Origin of the sequence: Janthinobacterium sp. 35, assembly GCF_002754575.1 — a bacterium.
In the GTDB taxonomy this organism is placed as follows: Bacteria; Pseudomonadota; Gammaproteobacteria; order Burkholderiales; family Burkholderiaceae_D; genus Janthinobacterium; species Janthinobacterium tructae.
This window is the reverse complement of record NZ_PEFN01000001.1, coordinates 232,332-253,433: the sequence shown is the minus strand read 5'-3', so window position 1 is coordinate 253,433 and position 21,102 is coordinate 232,332. Positions and strand designations below refer to the sequence as shown.

The 21,102-nt window shown below is 63.9% G+C and carries 19 protein-coding genes; 16 read left to right on the top strand and 3 right to left on the bottom strand.

Features of this window, described 5'->3' with window-relative positions:
• Positions 1-53 precede the first annotated feature (53 nt).
• Positions 54-770, top strand: a complete 717-nt coding sequence (locus tag CLU93_RS01140) for a ribonuclease T2 family protein (protein ID WP_099759650.1) — start codon at positions 54-56, stop codon at positions 768-770.
• A 77-nt stretch (positions 771-847) separates the two neighbouring features.
• The gene (locus CLU93_RS01135; RefSeq protein WP_099759649.1) at positions 848-2,263 is read left to right on the top strand and encodes an MFS transporter; all 1,416 of its coding nucleotides are present in this window, start codon (positions 848-850) and stop codon (positions 2,261-2,263) included.
• Between the two features lie 10 nt (positions 2,264-2,273).
• Here CLU93_RS01135 and CLU93_RS01130 read toward each other — a convergent pair whose 3' ends face one another.
• Positions 2,274-3,908, bottom strand: a complete 1,635-nt coding sequence (locus CLU93_RS01130; RefSeq protein WP_099759648.1) for an acyl-CoA synthetase — start codon at positions 3,906-3,908, stop codon at positions 2,274-2,276.
• 113 nt (positions 3,909-4,021) lie between these two features.
• On the opposite strand from CLU93_RS01130, the gene CLU93_RS01125 reads away from it, so the two are divergent.
• The 12 genes from CLU93_RS01125 to bla all read left to right on the top strand — a co-directional run bounded on the left by CLU93_RS01125 (position 4,022) and on the right by bla (position 15,266).
• Positions 4,022-4,723: a Crp/Fnr family transcriptional regulator gene (locus CLU93_RS01125; protein WP_071077919.1), complete on the top strand. Its 702-nt coding sequence runs from the start codon at positions 4,022-4,024 to the stop codon at positions 4,721-4,723.
• A 62-nt stretch (positions 4,724-4,785) separates the two neighbouring features.
• The gene (locus CLU93_RS01120) at positions 4,786-5,409 is read left to right on the top strand and encodes a hypothetical protein (RefSeq protein WP_099759647.1); all 624 of its coding nucleotides are present in this window, start codon (positions 4,786-4,788) and stop codon (positions 5,407-5,409) included.
• A gap of 20 nt (positions 5,410-5,429) precedes the next feature.
• Positions 5,430-5,816 (top strand): DUF2946 domain-containing protein, encoded by a 387-nt coding sequence (locus tag CLU93_RS01115; RefSeq protein WP_257224821.1) that lies wholly within the window; start codon positions 5,430-5,432, stop codon positions 5,814-5,816.
• Positions 5,817-5,880: 64 nt separating this feature from the next.
• Entirely contained in the window at positions 5,881-6,477 is a 597-nt protein-coding gene (locus tag CLU93_RS01110; protein WP_071077916.1) for an SCO family protein, read from the top strand.
• Between the two features lie 17 nt (positions 6,478-6,494).
• Positions 6,495-6,965 (top strand): copper chaperone PCu(A)C, encoded by a 471-nt coding sequence (locus CLU93_RS01105; RefSeq protein WP_207780994.1) that lies wholly within the window; start codon positions 6,495-6,497, stop codon positions 6,963-6,965.
• Positions 6,966-7,088: 123 nt separating this feature from the next.
• Positions 7,089-7,763 carry a CerR family C-terminal domain-containing protein gene (locus tag CLU93_RS01100; RefSeq protein WP_099759645.1) on the top strand — a complete coding sequence of 225 codons (675 nt, stop codon included), beginning with the start codon at positions 7,089-7,091 and terminating at the stop codon, positions 7,761-7,763.
• Entirely contained in the window at positions 7,760-8,968 is a 1,209-nt protein-coding gene (locus CLU93_RS01095) for a multidrug effflux MFS transporter (protein WP_099759644.1), read from the top strand. The genes CLU93_RS01100 and CLU93_RS01095 overlap by 4 nt, the downstream gene beginning before the upstream one ends.
• Before the next feature lie 121 nt (positions 8,969-9,089).
• Positions 9,090-10,436, top strand: a complete 1,347-nt coding sequence (locus CLU93_RS01090; RefSeq protein WP_099759643.1) for a DUF3422 family protein — start codon at positions 9,090-9,092, stop codon at positions 10,434-10,436.
• 104 nt (positions 10,437-10,540) lie between these two features.
• The gene (locus CLU93_RS01085) at positions 10,541-12,031 is read left to right on the top strand and encodes a hypothetical protein (protein WP_218968318.1); all 1,491 of its coding nucleotides are present in this window, start codon (positions 10,541-10,543) and stop codon (positions 12,029-12,031) included.
• A 63-nt stretch (positions 12,032-12,094) separates the two neighbouring features.
• Positions 12,095-12,487 (top strand): BlaI/MecI/CopY family transcriptional regulator, encoded by a 393-nt coding sequence (locus CLU93_RS01080; RefSeq protein WP_099759641.1) that lies wholly within the window; start codon positions 12,095-12,097, stop codon positions 12,485-12,487.
• Positions 12,488-12,495: 8 nt separating this feature from the next.
• A complete protein-coding gene (locus tag CLU93_RS01075; RefSeq protein WP_180287779.1) occupies positions 12,496-14,247 on the top strand; it encodes a M56 family metallopeptidase in 1,752 nt (583 codons plus the stop codon).
• Positions 14,248-14,303: 56 nt separating this feature from the next.
• Positions 14,304-15,266, top strand: coding sequence for a subclass B3 metallo-beta-lactamase (gene bla, locus CLU93_RS01070; RefSeq protein ID WP_257224820.1), 963 nt, complete (start codon positions 14,304-14,306; stop codon positions 15,264-15,266).
• Positions 15,267-15,272: 6 nt separating this feature from the next.
• Here the strand turns inward: bla and CLU93_RS01065 are convergent, their stop codons facing one another.
• The gene (locus tag CLU93_RS01065) at positions 15,273-15,596 is read right to left on the bottom strand and encodes a tetratricopeptide repeat protein (RefSeq protein ID WP_099759639.1); all 324 of its coding nucleotides are present in this window, start codon (positions 15,594-15,596) and stop codon (positions 15,273-15,275) included.
• Between the two features lie 198 nt (positions 15,597-15,794).
• Between CLU93_RS01065 and CLU93_RS01060 the strand changes: the two genes are divergently transcribed.
• Positions 15,795-17,885 carry a TonB-dependent siderophore receptor gene (locus CLU93_RS01060; RefSeq protein ID WP_180287778.1) on the top strand — a complete coding sequence of 697 codons (2,091 nt, stop codon included), beginning with the start codon at positions 15,795-15,797 and terminating at the stop codon, positions 17,883-17,885.
• 108 nt (positions 17,886-17,993) lie between these two features.
• Positions 17,994-19,157, top strand: a complete 1,164-nt coding sequence (locus tag CLU93_RS01055; RefSeq protein ID WP_099759638.1) for a DUF1624 domain-containing protein — start codon at positions 17,994-17,996, stop codon at positions 19,155-19,157.
• A gap of 7 nt (positions 19,158-19,164) precedes the next feature.
• Here CLU93_RS01055 and CLU93_RS01050 read toward each other — a convergent pair whose 3' ends face one another.
• Positions 19,165-21,042: a hypothetical protein gene (locus CLU93_RS01050; protein WP_099759637.1), complete on the bottom strand. Its 1,878-nt coding sequence runs from the start codon at positions 21,040-21,042 to the stop codon at positions 19,165-19,167.
• Between the last annotated feature and the right edge of the window lie 60 nt (positions 21,043-21,102).

The window sequence follows — 21,102 nt, the reverse complement described above, 5'->3', positions numbered from 1 at the left end:
GATACCGCGCCGGCACGCAGTTGCCGGCGTTTTTATATCTTGAAGGAAACTCGATGAAAATTCGCTCTGTCTTGCCCGCGCTGGCCGCCGTTTTCCTCTGCCTGTCCGCTGGCGCCGTCCACGCGGCCGACGCCAGCTGCGCTATTCCAAACAACGTCAGCTACTACGATTATGACGTCAAGCCGTCGGACGAGAAAAACACCTGCTACAAGCAAAGCACCAACGTGCCCACCGATTACTTCATGCTCGCGCTGTCGTGGTCGCCAGGCTTTTGCGACAGCCAGCGTCGCCGCGGCGCCGTGTCGAAGAAGGCCGCCTTCCAGTGCGCCGAGAGCAACCAGTTCGGCTGGATCGTGCATGGCTTGTGGGCGCAGTCGGCCAATCCCGCCACGTGCGAAGACATTTCCGTGACGCCGCCGCGCAAGACGGACATGCATCCGCGCTATTGCAAGGGCAATCTGCCCAAGCTGGCGCCGTCGGAGATCTTGCCTTACATGTGCATGCAGCCCGGTGAAGCCTTGCTGCAGGGCGAATGGGAAAAGCATGGCGCCTGCGATTTCGATACGGCCAAGCAGTATTTCGAGAAGGAACGCGAACTGTTCCAGGCATTGAAGTTGCCGGACTCCACCATGCCGAAAAACGAGCTGTTCCAGTGGATGAAGCAGCACAACCCGCAGTTGAAGGGCCACTGGCTCGGCTATGAAAAGCACTCGGGCGAGTTGCGCATCTGCTACTCGAAGGATTTCAAGGTCATCGACTGCCAGAAGTAAGCTTGCCTGCTCTGCAGGTTTTTTGCATACATGCTAGTGTATTGCCCGGATCAGCAAGATGAACAGGTAGTGTATTTATGCAGCAGTCTATGCAGCGGCAAACGCAAGCCGTGATGGTGGGCGAGGACGGCTTGCCGCCGGGCGCCCGTTTATGGGCCATGCTGGCGCTGGCCATCGGCGTGGGCATGGCCTCGCTCGATACGGCGATCGCCAACACGGCCTTGCCGGCCATCGCCAGCGAGCTGCACACGACGCCGGCCGCCTCCGTCTGGATCGTCAATGTCTATCAACTGGCCATGGTGGCGACCCTGCTGCCGTTTTCCGCCCTCGGTGAAATCGCCGGCTACCGGCGCGTGTTTATCTCCGGCATGCTGTTATTTACCGTGGCGTCGCTCGCCTGCGCGCTGGCCTGGTCCCTGCCGTCGCTGGTGGTGGCAAGGCTGTTCCAGGGCGTCGGCGCCAGCGCCATGATGAGCGTCAATACGGCGCTGCTGCGCGCCCTGTATCCGAAACATTTGCTGGGACGCGCATTCGGCAACAATGCGCTGGTGGTGGCTGTCGCGTTCGCCATCGGCCCCACGGCCGCCTCGCTGATCCTGGCGACGGCATCGTGGCCGTGGCTGTTCGCCATCAACGTGCCGCTGGGCGTGGCCGGCTTTTTCCTCGCCAGCCGCATGCTGCCGGCCACCAGACTCTCCGGCCACACCCTGGATGCGCGCACGGCGCTGTACAACGTGGGCGCCTTCGGCTTGCTCATCTTGCTGTTCGGCGACGCGGCCCATCACGCGTCCAGCGCCGTCCTGCTGGCGGAACTGGTGGCCGTGGCCGTGTTCTTTGTCTTGCTGCTGCGCCGCCAGGCGGGACATGCGGCGCCCATGCTGCCGATCGACCTGTTCCGCCGTCCATTATTCCTGCTGTCGTCGCTGACGGCCATCTGCACGTTTGCCGCGCAGGGACTGGCGTTCGTCTCGCTACCATTCTATTTTGAAGTCACGCTGGGCCGTTCGCCCGTCGAGACGGGTTTTTTGATGACGCCGTGGGCCGTGCTGGTGGCCGTGATGGCGCCCGTGGCCGGGCGCCTCAGCGATCGTTACTCGCCGGGCGTGCTGGGCGGCATCGGCCTGGCGGCGCTGGCCGGCGGCTTGCTGACCTTGATCTGGATACCGGCCCACCCCAGCGCCTTCGACATCGGCTGGCGCATGGCCTTGTGCGGCGTCGGTTTCGGCTTTTTCCAGGCGCCCAATCTGAAAGCCATCATGGGCAGCGCGCCGCCCGAGCGGGCCGGCGGCGCCAGCGGCGTGGTCGCCACCTCGCGGCTGATCGGGCAAGCGACGGGCGCGGCGCTCGTCGCCTATTGCTTCACCGTTTCGGCCAGCCGGGGTACGACGTATGCGCTGTGCCTGGCGGCAGGATTTGCCACCGTGGCCAGCATCGCCAGCTTTTCGCGCCTGGTGGTGGCGCAGCCGGCGTGGCAGGCCGGCAAGCGCGACTGACGGGTAGAGGTCAGACGTCGATGGCCTTGTCTGACTGCATGCGCTTGCGCAATTCGAACTTCTGGATCTTGCCCGTCGACGTGCGGGGCAGGGGGCCAAAATAAATGGCTTTCGGCACCTTGAATCCGGCCAGGTTGTTCTTGCAGAAGGCGATCAATTCTGCTTCCGTCACGCTGGCCCCTTCGCGCAGTTCGACGAAGGCGCATGGCGTCTCGCCCCATTTCTCGTCCGGCTGGGCGATGACGGCGGCGGCCAGCACTTGCGGGTGGTGGTATAGCGCATCTTCCACTTCCACGCTGGAAATATTCTCGCCGCCGGAAATGATGATGTCCTTGCTGCGGTCCTTCAGCTTGATATAGCCGTCCGGATACATGACACCGAGGTCCCCCGTGTGGAACCAGCCACCGGCGAAGGCTTCCTGCGTCGCCCTTTCATTCTTCAGGTAACCCTTCATGCAGATATTGCCGCGGAACATGATCTCGCCGATCTGTTCGCCATCGGCCGCCACGTGCTGCATGGTTTCCGGGTCGATCACGGCGACGGCGCTTTGCAAATGGTAGCGCACGCCCTGGCGCGACTTTAATACGGCGCGCTCTTCCTGGCTCAAGGCCGCCCACTCATCCTGCTCGGCGCAGATGGCGGCGGGGCCGTACACTTCCGTCAAGCCATATGAGTGGATCAAGTCAAAGCCCATGGCTTCGATCTTCGCCACCATGGCGGCCGGCGGCGGCGCGCCGGCTACCATGCCGCGCACGGTCCAGTCGATTCCCTCGCGCCAGTTGGCGGGCGCGTTGGCCAGCGCTGCATGCACGATGGGGGCCGCGCAATAGTGGGTGATGCGCAATTCGCGCATCAGGTCGAACACCAGTTTCGGATCGAACTTGCGCAGGCACACGTTGACGCCGGCGCGCGCGGCGATGGTCCATGGGAAACACCAGCCATTGCAGTGGAACATCGGCAATGTCCATAAATACACGGCATGCTTGGGCATGTCCCACTCTAATATGTTCGACAGGGCATTCAGGGCCGCGCCGCGGTGGTGGTAGACCACGCCTTTCGGGTCGCCCGTGGTGCCGGACGTGTAGTTGAGGGCGATGGCGTCCCATTCGTCCGCAGGCGGCTGCCAGTCGTAATCGGGGTCGCCGCTGGCCAGCAAGCTTTCGTAGTCGAGGTCGGAAAAGGCCTCCACTTCCGGTCCCAGCACGTCGTTGACCTGGATCACGCGCAGACCGGGAATCTGCGCCGCCATCTGGCGTGCCAGCTCGGCAAATTCCGTGTCGGCCAGCAAGACTTTCGCGTGGCCATGGCGCAGCATGAAGGTCAGCGCCGCCAGGTCGAGGCGGATATTCAGGGCATTGAGGACGGCGCCGGCCATGGGCACGCCAAAACTCGCTTCCACCATGGCGGGCGTGTTCGGCAGCATCACGGCCACCGTGTCGCCCGTGCCCACGCCCAGCTTGATCAGGCCGGAGGCCAGGCGGCGCGTGCGCGCATAGGTTTCGCGCCAGGTCTGCCGCACGGCGCCATGTGCAATTGCCAGGCGATTGCCATATACTGCCGCTGCCCTGGCGATATAGTCGAGCGGGGTGAGGGCGGCGTAGTTGGCGCTGTTTTTGTCGAGGCCGGTATTGAAATCAGCAGTCATGCTTGTCTCCTGGTAAATAAAATGCTGTAGCTCCCTGTTTCGGGATTGATACCGGTTAGCATAGCACCGGTGCTGAAAAATCACTGTCATCTTAGTGACAACTGAAGGATGGAATGGATAGCAACGATAGTGTAGACCGTGCGGTGCCCGAACTCGATAGCCACGACTGGTTCACGGCCCTCGATGCGCGGCATCAGGCCCTGTTGCGCGCCGGCAGCGTGCTCCGCCATGTCGAGGCGGGCGCCTTCATCACGCGGCGCGGCGAACCGTCGGCGCACTGGATCGGCGTGCACACGGGCTTGATCAAGCTGGCCGTCTACAACGCCGATGGGCGCGGCGCCACGTTTTCTGGCGTGCCGGCGGGCGGCTGGTGCGGCGAAGGAAGCGTGCTCAAGCGCGAACTGCGCCGCTACGATGTGGTGGCCGTGCGCGCCGCGAACATCATCCTGGTGCCGGTGGACCTGTTTCACCTGCTGCTGGCCGAGAGCCTTTCCTTTAACGCCTTCGTCATCCGCCAGCTGAACGAACGCATGGGGCAATTCATCGCCACCATCCAGAACCAGCGCCTGCTGGCCGTCGACGCGCAAGTGGCGCAAGCGATCGCGCAACTGTTCCACCCCATGTTATATCCGCGCACCTCCAGCGTGCTTGAGCTGTCGCAGGAAGAAATTGGCTTGCTGACCGGCATTTCGCGCCAGCGCGTGAACCTGGCCCTGGGCCGCCTGGCCGAACTGAAACTGATCAGCATCGCCTACCAATCGATTCGCGTCGTGGACCTCGATGGCTTGCGCCGCTATGGCGTGGCGTCGCTGTGATGACAGACTGCTTGCGCGATGTGTGGCATGCTGGCGGCTCGTTCACCACCTTGACCTGACGCATGGCCCTCGTTTCCGATCATCCCTTGTACTTGCTGGGCTTGCGTTTTCCGCTCCGGCTGCGCGTCACCGTGCGCCAGGGTTTTGTCACCTTGCATAATGAAATCACCACCAAGAAACTGGGTAGCGGCGACAGTTTTGTCGTGCCTGCCTTCTTGCGCTTCGCCTGCGACGTGATGCCGGGGCGGGGCAAGCCGGCCGTGTTTACCCTGGCGCTGGAAGGCGACGAGCCGGACGGTGGACACGGCGGCGGCAAGCGCTGGAGCCAGGCGCTGGCGCAGCACATCTTTGATACGCCGCAAGGCAAATGGACGGCGGCGCGCCTGGCGGCCCTGTGGCAAGTGACGCCGCACAAGGCCCGCGCACGCCTGTTTGCCGAGGGCGAGGCATTGCTCAGCCTGGTGCGCGAGCAGCGCCTGGCGCATGCGCTGCACACGGCGGCGCAAGCGGGCGCCGATGGCGAAGGCGGCGAGCGCGACCTGGCACAAGTGGCGGCCGGCTCCGGTTTCGCCTCGATCCCCGCGTTTTGCGACGCCTGCGTGGACGTGGCCGGCGTGCGCCCCAGCCTGTTCCTGCGGGGGCAGGCGGGCGCGCCCGCGCTACGCGAAAGCCATACTCCGCTATAATCGGGGCCATGGGATCTTTATTGAAGCGCAAACAGTGGCATATGTGGTTCGCCTGCCTGGCGATACTGCTCAATGCGCTGTCGCCGTCCCTGTCGTATGCGTTTGCCTCGCTGCACGCGAACGCGAACAGCGCTGCCGTCGAGATCTGCTCGGCCAGCGGCGCCGTCTATACGCAAGCGGACCTGGCGCCGGCCGCCAAATCCACCACCGATTCCGTACTGCACCACATCGAGCATTGCCCGTTCTGCATGAACCATGCGGCCAGCGTGGCCCTGCCGCCGCCGACCTTGTCTCCGCTGGCCGTCATCACGGGCCACGACCACTATCCACCCTTGTTTTACCAGGCGCCACGGCCCCAGTTCGCGTGGCTGGGCGCCAGCCCGCGCGGCCCGCCTTTGGCTGCCTGAACGCAACAGTCACGCCTTCTACGTCCCAACTTGTCTCAACTACGCCCATCGGGCTGGAATTACCATGAAACGTCGTCTTTTCCTTCTCGCCGGCACGGCGGGATTGCTCACGCTTGCCGCTTGCGAACAAGCACCGAAACCCCATTACAACAGCCTGGATTTGACGGGAGGCGATTACAAGCCCGACTTCAAGTTGAGCGGCCCCGACGGCAAGGTGTATACCCTGGCCGACTTCAAGGGCAAGTATGTGATGGTCTTCTTTGGCTTTACGCAATGCCCGGACGTGTGTCCGACGGCGCTGTCGCGCGCGCTGGAAATCCGCCAGAAACTGGGCGCCGATGGGGATAAACTGCAAGTGATCTTCATCAGCATCGACCCCGAACGCGACACGCCCGCCTTGCTGGGCGAGTACATGCGCGCCTTCGACCCCAGCTTTCTGGGCTTGCGCACGGACCCGCAGGCGACGGCGCAGACGGCCTTCAATTACAAGGTCTTCTACCGCCGCGTGCCGAGCGGCAGCTCGTACACGATGGACCACACGGCCATCAGCTATGTGCTCGATACGGAAGGGCGCATGCGCCTGGGCCTGAAGCACCAGTTGACGGCCGACGAGTGCGTGCAAGACATCAAGACCCTGATGAAATCGAAATACACCTTATAACTACCGAGGAAATGATCATGACCCATCTGAAAACCCTGCTGGCCACGGCCCTGACCGTACTGTCCTTCTCCGCCGCTGCCCAGACTTCCGTGCAGATTACCGACCCGTGGGTACGCGCCACCGTGCCGCAGCAAAAAGCCACGGGCGCCTTCATGCAGATCACGGCGCCGAAAGCCATGCGCCTGCTGGAAGTGCGCTCGCCCGTGGCCGGCGTGGCGGAAATCCATGAAATGAGCATGACGGACAATATGATGCGCATGCGCCAGGTCAAGGAAATCGCCTTGCCAGCCGGCAAAGCCGTGGAGCTGAAGCCGGGCGGCTACCACGTCATGCTGCTGGACCTGAAAGGGCAAGTGAAGGCGGGCGACAAAATCCCGCTGACCCTGGTCGTCGAAGGTGAGGACAAGCGCCGCGAAACCATCGAAGTGACCGCCGTGGCCCGTCCGCTGGGCGCGACCTCGGCGCCGATGCCGGCGATGAAGCACTAAGTTTGCCGCTACACCCGTGAAAAGCCCGGTTCGCCGGGCTTTTTTGTGCCTGCCTGAAAGTTAAACGGCTGTTTGATATAATCCCCTGCGATATTAAACGGCTGTTTAAATGATGGGAATGACATGACGGAAGAAACGAGAAGTGGCAAGGAAACGGAGCCGGCGCGCGCGCGCATCCTGCAGGCGGCGGCGGACCTGTTTGCCGGCGAGGGCTACAAGGCCACCTCCGTGCGCAGGATATGCGAGGCGGCTAGGGTCAATGTGGCGATGGTCAATTACTATTTTCATAGCAAGGAAGAGCTGCACCTGGCCGCCTTCGACCATGCGCGCGAACTGGCGCGGGCCTCCGCCGCCGACGTGGCCGCCGCCAGCGCGCAGGCGCAGTTGCCCCCCGTGGAACAGTTGCGCCTGGCTATCGAGGCGCTGGTGTCCGACATGCTGCGCTCGGGGCACGCATCGCTGTTCAGCCGCCTGGTGGCGCGCGAACTGATCGAGCCGACGGCCGCCATCCACAAGCTGGCCGAGCGTAACGTACGGCCCCAGCATGCCTTGTTTACGGGCTTGATCCGTGGCGTGGTGGGGCCGGCCATGCCGGCGGACGTGGTGCAGAAATGCGTGTTCAGCGTGATCGGCCAGGCCGTGTTCTATGCCCGTTCGCGCATCGTGCATGAACTGGTGGTGCCGGAAATGACGTATGACGAGGCGGGCATCGCCAGCATCGCGCGTCATGTGTCGCAATTTTCGCTGGCGGCCCTGGAAGGCATGCGCCTTCAATACACCGCGCAGGCGGGCGCATGAAAGCGCGCAAGCTGACCCTGGTGCTGGCCGGGCTGGCCATGCTGGGCCCGTTCGCCACGGATACCTTCTTGCCATCGTTTCCCGCGATCGGCACGCATTTCGACGTCAGCAGCGTGCTGGTGCAGCAAACCCTGAGCGTCTACCTGGCCGCCTATGCCTTCATGACCTTGTTCTACGGCACCTTGTCCGATTCGTTTGGCCGCCGTCCCGTGATCCTGGCTTCCCTGCTGATCTTCGCCGTCGGTTCCATCGGCGCCGCGTTTGCACCGAGCTTTGGCTGGCTGCTGTTCTTCCGCGGCATGCAGGGCGCCTCGGCGGGAGCGGGCAGGGTCATCGGGCAAGCCATCGTGCGCGACACGCTGTCGGGCGCGGCCGCGCAAAAGATGCTCGCCAATATCATGATGGTGTTCGGCATCGCACCGGCCATCGCGCCCATCATCGGCGGCTGGCTGCACGTGGCCTACGGCTGGCAATCGACGTTCGTCTTCACCTTTGCCGTCACGGTGCTGCTGGCGCTCGCCTGCCTGAAAGGCTTGCCGGAAAGTTTAGCCGTCGAGCAACGCCAACCCTTCCACCCAGGCAACATCGCGCGTAATTACTGGCTGGCCTTGCGCCACCGGGCGTTCCTGCTGCGTTCGCTGGCCGTGGCCTTCGCCTTTGGCGGCTTCGCGCTGTACATCGCCTCGGCCCCGCATTTCATCCTGGAATTGCTGCGTCTGCCGGAAACGGCGTTTGGCTGGATGTTCATCCCCATGGTGGCGGGTCTGGTGCTGGGATCGGCGCTGTCGGGCAAGCTGGCCCATGCGGTGAAAAGCGCCGTGCTGGTGCGCTGGGGCTTGCTGGCCATGGCGGCCACGAGCGCGCTCAACATTGCTTACAACCACTGGTTTGCGGCCAGCATCCCGTTCGCCGTCGTGCCCGTGATGCTGTACGCGTTCGGCATGTCGCTGGCCTTGCCGGGCATGACCATGTCGACGCTCGACATTTTCCCGCAGATGCGGGGCCTGGCCGCCTCCCTGCAAAACTTCGTGCAGATGCTGGTGTTTGCGCTGGTGTCCGGTTTTGTCGCACCGTTGCTGTTCGACAGTGCCTTCAAGCTGGCGCTGGGACAGGCCTCTGCCGTGGTGCTGGCCGCCGTATTCTGGTGGCTGGGCAGCCGCCAAGGGTCGGGGCAGGGGGCGACCGGCATTATCAAAACAACATGACGGGCCCTGTAAAAGAGTGGCATGCTTCCTGCTTTGTTACACTGTGACAATCAGGCCCTGCCGCGGGCATAGCAGCACGCGCGCGGGTCTAAGCAGTTTTGCAACTTTACCTTTGGCTATCATGCACTTGATTAACTCCAGTTTGAACCACGCCTTGCGCGTGCCGCTGGCTGCGGAAATCCACTCGCGGCCGTTTTTGCAGCTCGATGCCCCCGAGCTGATAACCCATCTGGCCGTCTACAAGGATGACAGCGCGGCGCCCGGTGCGTCGAATATGGCGGCCCAGCACGCCACCCTGGCGGCCCTGTGCACGCATTTTGGCGTCACGCCGCCCGCCGCCGAAGCCAAGTATTTTTATTACGACTTTGGCCGCTTCCGACTGAAATGGGAATGCCATACGGAATTTGCCACGTTTACCTTTGCCGAGCGCCCGGGCGCCGCCTTGCCCCTGGAACAGGCGTTCGAGCGCATGCCGCTGGAACAGTTGCCGCAGCAGTGGCTGGCGGGCTTGAAGGGCAAGCTGATGGTGGCCGCCCACGTGGTGCTGCAGCAGGCAACCGAGCCGGCCGAGATCTTCATGCAGGGCTTGTCGCGCGTGTTCGAGGGCAATACCCTGGCCGGCAGCAAAGTGTTGCAGGGCGGCGAATTGTGGACGGATTTTACGATCCAGTCGGATGGCTTCAGCCGTTTCGTCATCCGCGATGCGGGCATGCACTCGCAGCAGTCGGGCCGTTTGGTGCAGCGCGTGCTGGAAATCGAAACTTACCGCATGATGGCCTTGCTGGGCTTGCCCTATGCCATGCAGGCGGCGCCTTCGTTGAACGCCATCGAAAACGAACTGGCGACCCTGGCCGCCGCCATGGTCGACACGGACGACGCGCCCGGCCTGGCCAAGGCCGACGAGGGCGTTGCCGAGCAAGCCTTGCTTGACCGCATCACGCGCCTGGCGGCCCGCATTGAAAAGCTGTCGCTCGACAATAGCTACCGTTTTTCCGCCTCGAAAGCCTACATGGGCCTGGTCAAGGCGCGTATCGACGAGTTGCGCGAAGAGCGCATCGAGGGCATCCCGACGGTCGAGGAATTCATGGATCGCCGTTTGACGCCTGCCATGAACACGTGCGAAGCGATGGCCAGCCGCCAGGAAGCGATGGCGCAGCGCATTGCCAACACGAATGACTTGCTGCGCACGCGCGTGGGCATCGTGCAGGAATTGCAGAACCGGCAAATCCTGCAATCGATGAACGCCCGCGCGGCGCAGCAGCTGCAACTGCAGCAAGCGGTGGAAGGCTTGTCCGTGGCCGCCATTTCGTATTACGTGATCGGCCTGTTCAGCTACACGGGCAAGGCGGCCAAGGTGATGGGGCTGCCCGTGAATCCGGAAATCCTCGTCGGCGCGCTGGTGCCGTTCGTGGCGGCCGGCGTGTGGCTGGGGCTGCGCCGCATGCATCACAAGCTGCACGCGGACTGAGCGGGACGACACTGCGCTATCATTTTTGCTATCTTTCAACATTCGACCGTCAGGTGTTCTGAAAAGGAAAATGCGTGCTACCGAATGTTGGAGATGTTTACAGTGTGTTTTCGTCCGAGCTGCAGCAGTACGTGGCTTGCCAGGTCACCCGCATCAAGGATGCTTCATCGTCCAGGCCTGTCGCTGCCGTGCTGGAGCTGGACTGGACCGGTGACGCCTTGCCTGATGCGGCGGCCGTGCAAGCCATGCGGCCGCTGCTGTGCGACTATTTCTTCTGGAACAAGCGCCACGATCACTGCTATGCCACGGCGAACGTGCCGCCTGGCCATACCCTCGTTGGCAATATCGCGCCGCTGGTGGACGTGGAAGTCAACAGCTACCGCAGCGGCTGGAACGTGGGCGACAGTGTGCTGCGCCAGCGCAACTGGGAGCGCATCGATCCGCTGCGGCGCCAGCAGTTCAAGGCCGTGTCGCGCGAGCGTGAAGTGACGCTCGGCGGCCACGTCTTCCGCCAGGACGCGACGAAAATCAATGACAGCGTCTTGCAGGCGCTGGGCGACCTGTCCGAACTGGAGCAACTGCCTTGCCTGATGTCCATCGAGACCAGCCACGGCACGCCAGCCTTGATGGAGTTTATCCAGGGCAATCCCTTCATCAATGAGCTGGACTGGCAGTCATCGACCGTGCATGCGCTCGATTTCAGCGGCAGCGGCCTGGAACGCCTGATCCTGCAGCCCGATGGCGTCAGCAGCCTGGTCTTGAACAAAGGCTTGGGTCTGCTCGCGCTGCGCAGCGCACCATCGCTGGCGCTGCGCATCAAGGATGGCGCCGATGGCCGCCATCTGACACTGCAGTGCAAGCAGACGCTGCCGTCATTCCACGGTCTCGACCAGCTGGGCGGCCTGTCGCTGGTGAGCATGAAAGACGTCGACCTGGCGCAAGTGGCGCAGCGCTTTCCTCACCTGACGGCCTTGCGCATCTGGGGCAAGCCGGGACTGGCATCGCAGATGGCCAGCCTTGCGCAATTGGCCCAGCTGCGGATGTTCACCGCCTGTGATCTGTTCGGCTACAAGGCGGAAGAGTTTCCATCGGCCACGCAATTGCCGCAGCTGTCTGCCCTGTGGCTGACCAGCTTGCCCGCCGACGTCGCCAAGGCCATCAAGGCCGGCTACAAGAAAGCGGCGGCGCAGGGACTGGACTTATCGGTGAGCAAGGCGCGCAAGCCGGAATGGCTGGCGGAAAATCTGCTCAACCCGTTCCGCGACTGGGATGGCCGCGAGCATATTTCTCCCGCGTATGCGAAAAAGGCGGCGCTGGCCTACAAGAACATGCTGGCCGTGACGCGCGGCATCGATGCCGCCATGGAGGCGCCGGCGGCGGCCGCCGTGCTGGAAGCGATGGTCAGCGCCTATGTCCAGGAATTCAACAAGATCGAGCGGCGGACGAGCATCATCGAGACGGTCGAGCGCGAGGAAATCTATACGGTGCTGGCGGAACTGCTGGCACAGCTAAGTGGGCAACTGAGCGGGCAGGGCGCCGCTCTCGTCGATGAGGCAGCCTTGCTGGACTTGTTCGACCGCTTGCGCGAATTTTAGCCGCTTCCACACTCCAGAAAAAAAGTTCTAGACAAGGAGTTCTGGACTGGATATGCTGGCGGCATGTTAAAAAATACCTCCACTCCCCATCCCACGGCCGCCGAACTGGACTTGCTGCGCATCCTGTGGCGGCGCGGTCCGTCCGACGCGCGCGCCGTGTACGACGCCCTGGCCGAAGAGCGTGCCGACGCCAGCTACGCCACCGTGCTGCGCCAGTTGCAGCTGATGCATGGCAAGGGACTCTTGAGCCGCGATGAAAGCCAGCGGCCGCAGCTGTATGCGGCCGTCGACGCGCAGGAAAAGTTACAGACCAGCTTGCTCAAGGACTTGATCGGCAAGGTGTTTTCCGGTTCCGGCAAGGCGCTGGTGCTGGCGGCGCTGCGCGAGCACGTGAGCGACGCGGAGCGCCTGGAAATTGAAAAGATCCTGCGCAGCAAGGATGGCAAGGCGCCATGAACCTGGACATGCGCTTGGGCATTGAGTTGGGCAACCTTGTCCCGGCGCTGGGCTGGGTCTTGCTGTATTTTGTCTGGCAGGGCGTGATCGTCGGCGCCGTCTCCGCTGTATTGCTCTGGCTGCTGCGCCACGCCAGCGCGCGCTGGCGCTATGCCGTCTGCGCGCTGGCGCTGCTGCTGTGCCTATGTATTCCCACCGTTCACCTGCTGTCTCTGCTGTCCGGCACTTCACTGGCCCAGCTGCCGATGGCTGCGCCGCCCGCCTGGCGCGCCGCGCTGCAAGCGTGGATGCCGGCCCTGGTGCTGGCCTGGAGCGCCGGCGTTGGCCTGATGAGCTTGCGCCTGTGCCTGGGCCTGGCCTGGGTCGGCAGGCTGCGCCGTCAGGCCGTGGCCGCTCCGGCCATCTGGCAGGCGCGCCTCGATGCGCTGGCGCTGCGCATGGGCTTGCACCGCAGTCGGCAAGTGCCGCTGAAACTGCATGCAGGCTTGTCCAGCCCCGTCACCGTCGGCTTCTGGCGCCCCGTCATCCTGCTGCCCGCCGCCTTGCTGAGCGGCATGCCCGTCGCCTTGCTGGAAGCGTTGCTGGCGCACGAACTGGCGCACGTGCGGCGCTGGGATTACCTGGTCAACCTGTTGCAAAGCGTGGCCGAGGCGCTGCTGTTTTTTCACCCCGTCGTCTGGTGGCTGTCGGCGCGCATGCGGGCCGAACGGGAACAGGTGGCCGACGCGCTGGCTGCGCAAGCGCTGCAAGACCCGCAGCAACTGGCCACGGCGCTGCATGCGCTGTCCCTGCACACGGATGTGCCGCAGCATTCCGGCTTGCTGATGTCGGCCCGGGGCGGGGCGCTGCTGACGCGTATCGAACGCCTGATGGCGCCCGGCCTTGATACGGCCGGCTGGAAACTGGCCGTGCCGGCCATGCTGCTGGCCTGCGCCACCTTGCTGCTGCAGGTGCAGGGCAAGCCTGCCGTCAGCGGGGCGGCCCTGGCCGAGGCCGCCGCCGCGATGCTGGACTTGCCCGTCAGCGCGAAACACATGCTGGTCTTTGACGACAGCACGGGCCAGGTGCTGATGGCGAAAGATGCGGACGCCGTCGTGCCCATCGCCTCGATCACCAAGCTGATGACGGCCATGGTGGTGCTGGACGCGGGACTCGATCCCGATGAACAGTTGCGCATCGTGCGGGCCGATGGGGATGCGTCGCTGCAGCGCCACAGCCTGCTGGCCGATGGCGTGGCCGTGTCGCGTGGCGCGCTGTTGCAACTGGCGCTGCTGCCTTCCGAAAACCGCGCCGCCGCCGCGCTGGCGCGCACCTATCCCGGCGGCAGCGCGGCGTTTCAGCAGGCACTGCAGGCGAAGATCCGCCACCTAGGCTTGCACCGCACGACCTTGCTGGACCCGGTCGGCAGTTCCCCCGCGAATACGTCCACGGCCAGCGAGGTGGCGAAGATCGTCGCGGCGGCCGCGCGCTATCCCGACATCGCGCGCATCACCAGCCACCCGCAAGCGAGCGTGGCCGTCAATGGCAAGGTCCGTACCCTGCGCAACACCAACCCGCTGGTGGGCGGCAAGGGCTGGGACATTGTGCTGTCCAAGACGGGCAGCAGCCATGAGGCGGGCAGCTGTCTGACCATGCGCATGCGCAGCGGCGGCAAGCACGTCACCGTGGTGTTGCTGGACGCCGATGGCGCGCAGCGGCGCTCGCTCGACGCCGGACACATCCGCGACACCCTGGCCGACAGGACTGGCCGCATGCACTGATACCCCCCCGGGCGCGCCAGTGCGGGCGCCCTTCTTTTTACACTCTGGAGATGAAGATGACACTATTGGCGAAGTTGATGCTGGCTACGGTTGCGACCATGGCAGCTGGTACGGTGCAGGCGAAGACGCCGGCCCCGGTGCAGGATAAACCGGTTAATTGTGACAATTGCAAGGAATGGAATGCGCCCGTCAAGCCGTTCAACGTGTATGGCAATAGCTGGTATGTGGGCACGGCCGGCCTGTCCGCCGTGCTGGTGACGAGTCCGCAGGGCCATATCCTGCTCGACGGTGCGCTGCCGCAATCGGCGCCCCTGATCATCGCCAGCATCAAGGCGCTGGGCTTTCGCATCGAGGATGTGAAAGTCATCCTCAATTCGCATGCGCATTGGGATCATGCGGGCGGCATCGCCGCGCTGCAACGGGCCAGCGGCGCCACGGTAGTGGCCAGCGCCTCGGGCGCCCTGGGGCTGCAAAGCGGTACGAATGGCAACGATGATCCGCAGTACCAGGCCGATCCCGTCGTGCATGTCGCGAAAGTCGCCAAGGTCAAGGTAGTGGGCGAGGGCGATACCGTCAAGGTGGGCCCTTTGGTGCTGACGGCCCACATGACGCCGGGCCACACGCCCGGCGGCACGACGTGGACGTGGACCTCGTGCGAAGGCCAGCGCTGCCTGAACGTGGTGTACGCGGACAGCCTGAACCCGTATGCCAGCGGTGATTTTGCGTACACGGGCAAAGGCGCGGGCAAGGGTGGCTCGCCTGACGTTTCGGCCTCGTTCGAAGCGAGCATCGCCAAGGTGGCTGCCTTGCCATGCGACATCATCATCCCCGTGCATCCGGGCACGACGGACGTGCTGGGCAAGGCCGCCAGGCGCAGCGCCACAAGCAATCCGCTGATCGACGCCAACGCCTGCCGCGCCTATGCGGCCGAAGCGGGTGGCTTGCTGGCCAAGCGCCTGGCGAAAGAGCGGGGCGTTGCGTTACCAGCCGAAGCCAAGGGCGCCGCGCACGCGCATTAAACGGTTTTACTCGGCCGCCTGCTGCTGTTTTTGCAGGCGTTTGACGAACACCGTCATTTCCTTGACGGCTTGCAAATCGCCTTGCTGCTGGGCCACGGTCACACCGGTGGCCCAGGCGGCCTGCGCTTCCTCCAGCCGGCCCAGTTGGTGCAGGGCCTTGCCCAGCAGTTTCCAGGCGGCCGAGTAGCCGGGTTGCTGCACGGTGGCTTGCGCCAGGTGCAGGGCCGCTTGCTCGGCGTCATGCTCTTTCAGGCAGGCATCTCCCAGGCCAAAGCGCAGCAGGGCGCTGTCGCGTCCCTGCGCCAGCAGTTTTTCCAGTCTTTCACGCATCAAGGGTCCCGTTAATATGCAAGTTAATTCTTGCATATTAACGCTTGAGCGCGCGGGAAACAAGCGGACGTTTCATCGTCCACGTCTGCCAGCAGGATAGATATGGGCCGAGTATCTTTCAAAAATCCATTAATGAGAATCCATTATCATTTATAATGCAAGCTTATTGCATTGTTTTGCGCCCTCGTCAGGAATCCCATGTCCGTGTTTTTACGCCGCCCCGTGGCGCTTTTGCTGGCCGCCGCCAGTCCCTGGTCACTGGCAGTCGATGGTGCGCAGGCCGATGATGTCGTCACCGTCAAGGCCGAGCGCCAGCACTACCGCAGCCTGTCGGCCACGGGCGCCACCAAGACGGATGCCTTATTGATGGATTTGCCGCAAAGCGTGCGCGTGCTGACCGGCGACTTGCTGCGCGATGCGGGTGTGACGACCCTGGCCGGCGCGCTGGACCTGGCCAGCGGCATTGCGAAGCAAAGCCCGCTGGGTGGCTTGTGGGATAGCTATGCCATGCGCGGCTTCACGGGCGACCCGAATTTCGGTTCCGACTACATGGTCAACGGTTTCAGTTCCAGCCGTGGCTACAACGGCCTGCGCGACGCCGGCAATACGCAGAATGTGGAAGTGCTGAAAGGCCCCGCGTCGGCCCTGTACGGCCGGGGCGAGCCGGGTGGCACGGTGAACATCACGACGAAAAAGCCGAAGTTCGCGCCGGAATACGCCGCCGACGTTTCCCTCGGCAGTTTCCGCACGCGCCGCGCCGCGCTGGACTTGACGGGGCCGTTGAGCGACACCATCGCCTACCGATTGAACGCGGCGCATGAAGAGGGGCACAGCTTCCGCGATACGGTGAAAGTCGAGCGCAGCCTGTTTTCTCCCTCGTTCCTCTGGCTGGCGGGCGAGCACACGACCGTCTCGTATGAAATCGAAGCGGTGCGGCAGCGTGTGCCGTTCGACCGTGGCGTAGTGGCCGTGCATGGCCAGCTGGGTCTTGTCCCCGTCGCGCGCTTCCTGGGCGAACCGGGCGATGGCCCCATGACGGTCAAGTCGCTGGGGCAGCAGCTGTTTATCCATCACGCGCTGTCCGACGACTGGACGCTGCAGGCGGGCGCTTCTTACCGCGACAGCGCATTGCGCGGCTATTCGACCGAGGCGAACAAGCTGCTGGCCGATGGCCGCAGCCTGAACCGCCAGCGCCGCCACCGCGATTTTTCGGCCACCGACGTGTCGGCCCGCGTTGAAGTACTGGGCAAGTTCAAAACGGGCGCACTGGCGCACGAGGTGCTAGCCGGTGTCGACGCCTATCACTTCGATGACCATCGGGTACAGCTGCGCCGCAATCCCTCGGCCGCGAATGCCTATGCCATCGATATTTTTGCGCCCGTGTATGGCGGCAAGGCCGCTCCGCTGGCCCTGTCCATCGACACGCAGGAAGCGCAACAGGCGCGTGGCCTGTATGCGCAGGATCAACTGGATCTGGGCGCGCAATGGAAGGCGCTGGTCGGCGTGCGCCACGATACGTACACGCAGGACGTGACGAACAATCGCCTGAACGTGAGCAACGGCCAGTCGCTGTCGGCCACCAGCCCCCGCGCGGGCCTCGTCTATCAGCCGTCGACAATGTGGTCGCTGTATGCGAGTGCGGCCAAGGGTTTCCGGCCCAATAGCGGCATCAGCATCGATAACCAGGCTTTTCCTGCCGAGCGCAGCCGCGCGTATGAGCTGGGCGCGAAGCTGGAAACGGGCAAGCTGACGGGCACGCTGGCCGTGTACGACATCCGCAAGAGCAATGTGCTGACCACCAATCCCGCCAACACGGATTTTGCCATCGCGGCGGGCGAGGTGGGCAGCCGGGGCCTGGAACTCGATGTCTCGGGCGAAGTGGCGCGCGGCTTGCGCGTCTCGGGCGCGTATGCGTACACGAGTGCCAGCGTCACGCGCGGCGACACTACGATAGTGACGGGCAGCCGCTTGGCCAACGTGCCGCGCCACAGCGCCAATCTGCTGGCCACGCAGCAATTTGCGCTGGGCACGGGCACGGCCAGCGTGGGCGGCGGCGTGCAGTACGTGGGTGAGCGCCTGGGCGACGTCGCCATCAGCAGCAGCTTTACCTTGCCGGCCTACACGACGGCCAAGCTGCTGGCGTCGTATTCGCCCAACGCCAAACTGCGATTGGCACTGAATGTGGAAAACCTGTTCAACCGCAGCTACTATGCCAGTTCCTACAACCAGCTGTGGGTGGCGCCTGGGGCCGAGCGCACGCTGACCCTGAATGCGCATTACAGGTTTTGATGTATTCACCCAACAGCAAAGTGCCGGGGTCGGACCTTCAGGTCCGACCCCAGTTTCTGCCGTTGGGGTAAGCATGCCGTTTCTAATCTTAGATTTAAAAATGAATAAATGACTGCCTCCCTGCCTTCCCCCGCCACCCTGCGCACCCGCATCGCCGTCATCGACGTACTGCGCGGCCTCGTCATGCTGATCATGCTGTTCGACCATGTGCGCGAAACGGTCTTCCTGCACCACCAGGTGGGCGACCCGATGGATGCGGCCCACGTCGATCCGGCCCTGTTCTTCACGCGCCTGGCCGCCCACGTGTGTGCGCCCATGTTCGTTTTCCTGACGGGACTGTCCGCCTGGCTGTACGCGCATCCGGCCACCGGTCCCCGCAGTGCTGCTGGTTTCCTGTTCAAGCGGGGTTTGCTGCTGGTGGTGCTGGAACTGGTGTTCGTCAATGTCGCCTGGAGCGGGGCGTTTCCACCCGCCGTGCTGTATCTGCAGGTGATCTGGGTCATCGGCCTGGCCATGATGGCGCTGGCAGTGCTGCACCGGTTGCCGTTGAAAGTGCTGGCGCTGCTGGGCGTGGCGATCATCGCGGGCCAGCATTTGTTTACCTGGCTGCACGCGGAAGAGGGCAGCTTTGGCTACTATCTGCTGACGCTGCTGTTGCAACGCGGCTACCTGGTCGCCGATGGCGCCATGAAGATCAAGGTCAGCTATCCGCTGCTGCCGTGGATAGGCGTGATCGTGCTCGGCTACGCGGCTGGCCCCCTGTATGCGCGCACCTTCAGCGCAGAGGCCAGACGGCGCTGGTTGCTGGCGCTGGGCGCGGGCAGCTTGCTGCTGCTGGCCGTGTTGCGCGGCTTCAATCTGTATGGCGAAACCCTGCCCTGGGTGGCGGGCGACACGGCCGTGCGCACGGTCATGAGCGTGCTGAACTTCACCAAGTACCCGCCGTCGCTGGACTTTTTGCTGTTCACCCTGGGCCTGGGCTTGCTGGGCCTGGCCTGGCTGGAAAGCGTCGACAACGGGTTCACGCGGGCCTGCGCCACCTTTGGCGGCGCGCCCATGTTTTACTATCTGCTGCATTTATATCTGCTGCTGGGCATCGGCCTGGCCTTGAAGGCCATGCTGGGCGCCAATCACGCTGGCCGCTATGGCGTCGAGCAACTCTGGCAAGTCTGGCTGCTGGCCTTGCTGCTGATGCCCGTGCTGTACTTTCCCTGCCGCGCGTTTGCCAACTACAAGCGCACCTCGCAGCAGGCGTGGGTGCGCTATTTCTGAGGCAGGCTTACTTACAATACAGCCTGTCGATGCTGTGGCTGGACGCCAGGTAATGCCGCGTCTGCCAAGCAATCGCCACACGGTAGGCGCAGGGCGGGTCGAGCGCCACGTTGACGGGAAAACCGCCATTGTTGCCTGACAGATGAGGCCCACCCGCGCCGCCGCGGAACAGGTAATTGTTCGGTGGTGGCGGCGGCGTGAAGCTGGCGGACGGCAGCGGTGGCGGCGGGTGCGCGATGCCGTTGTTATTGGAAATCGTGATATTGAAAAAGCGCAAATGCGGGTGATCGATCGTGTACAGGATATGCACCAGGCCGCCCGCGATGGGGTTGCAGGCATTGCTGCGCAACTCTTCCAGGTCCAGCGCCACGATGACGGGCGAATTGTCGAAGACGATGGAGTCGAGCCCGTCCGTGGCCACCAGCGCCAGGCTGATGCCGTCGCGTACTTCGAAGCCCAGGCGGTAGCGGCGTATTGGTTCGCTCTCGGCCGCCGTCAGGCTGCGGCCCGCGTCGAGGATGGGCAAGCCGCCCGGCAGCTTGGCCGGATGCAGGCTGGTGATGGCGGGCGTATTGATGGTCAGCAAGTCAAACGTGCGCAGGAAGATGTTGGGCGCTACGTTGACGACGGCCGTGGTGCCATCGCGCATATCCACGGTGACGCTCTTGCCGTCCACCCTTATCCAGCCGCCAGGCTGCAAGTCGCCCGCGTCGACGATCACCTGTGCCGAGTCGGCGAGGCCCAGTCCATTCGTATAAAACACATAGCCGACCAGGGTGCCGAGCACTTGCGTGAGCGGTGCGAGGCTGGCCGGCGCCAGCGTGGGGATGGCTGCCGGGTCGTCGCTGCCGCCGGGCCAGGACCACTCGCCGATCAGAAAACGGTATTCGAGCGGGTTGGCGGGGATGGCGCTATTGCGCAGCGGGCAATTGCCTTTCAAAGTGACGCCGCCGGCGAACACGTAGGACGCGTCGGCGCCGCCCGCATAACCTTGCGGGGAAAAGCCGGCCAGCGAGGGGAACGGGTGGATGTCGAAGATTTCCACCTGCTGCCAGTGGGGCACGCCTTCCACATCGGGTGGCAAGACGTCTTTCGAGCACAACTCCACGCAGAAACAGTGGCCCACGTTTTCGCGGCCTGGCTGGCGCCCGTTGGCCTGGGTTTCCGTCAGGATGGTCACGCTGCCCAGCTGCGCCGTGAAATACACGTCGGGCCCGCTGGCGAACTCGACGTTGATGAACGGCGAGAACGGCGTCAAGGTAAAGTCCGACGTCAGGTAATCGATGCGGAAGCGCCCCGTGGCATCGGTCACGGCAACGCCCAGCGCATCGTCCTGCAGCCAGTCAGCGTCAAACGCGCGCACGGTGGCGCCGGCGATCGGCGTGTGGGGCGCAACGCAGGTGCGCAGCCGGCCGCAGATGGTCCAGGCGCCGAAGCGGGCGCGCACCAGGCACCAGAAGCGTTGCGGCAGGCAATAATCCCAGACGGCGAGGAAATCATTGTCAGCCTGGCGCCAGCGCGGCTGGATGGTGGTGATGGAAAACTGCAGCGGCACGGGGTCTTTCGGCCCCCCTTTCAGATGCGGCACGCTGGGACATAACACGTCCACTTCCACGGCCTCGCCCTGGTATTGTTCCTTGTCGCCCAGGGTAAAGCTGTAGTTGCCATCGTCATCCGTGCGCGTTTCGGCCAGCAGGGAGGGGGCTTTCGCCTGCACTTCCTCGTCCGTGAGAATGGCGAAGGTTTCCTTGGCGCTGGCCACGGCCAGGGCCGTGATGTTTTGCGACGCGCGCGGGCGATACAGGCGCACGATGACGTGCGACAACGGTTCAGGACACTCGGCACAGATCAAGCCGCACAGTTTGCCCCGCAGGATATAGGCCATGATGGCTCCCTTGCTGATGTGGAAGGCGCGCCGCTCGGAGTGGCGGCGCTGTTACCAAGC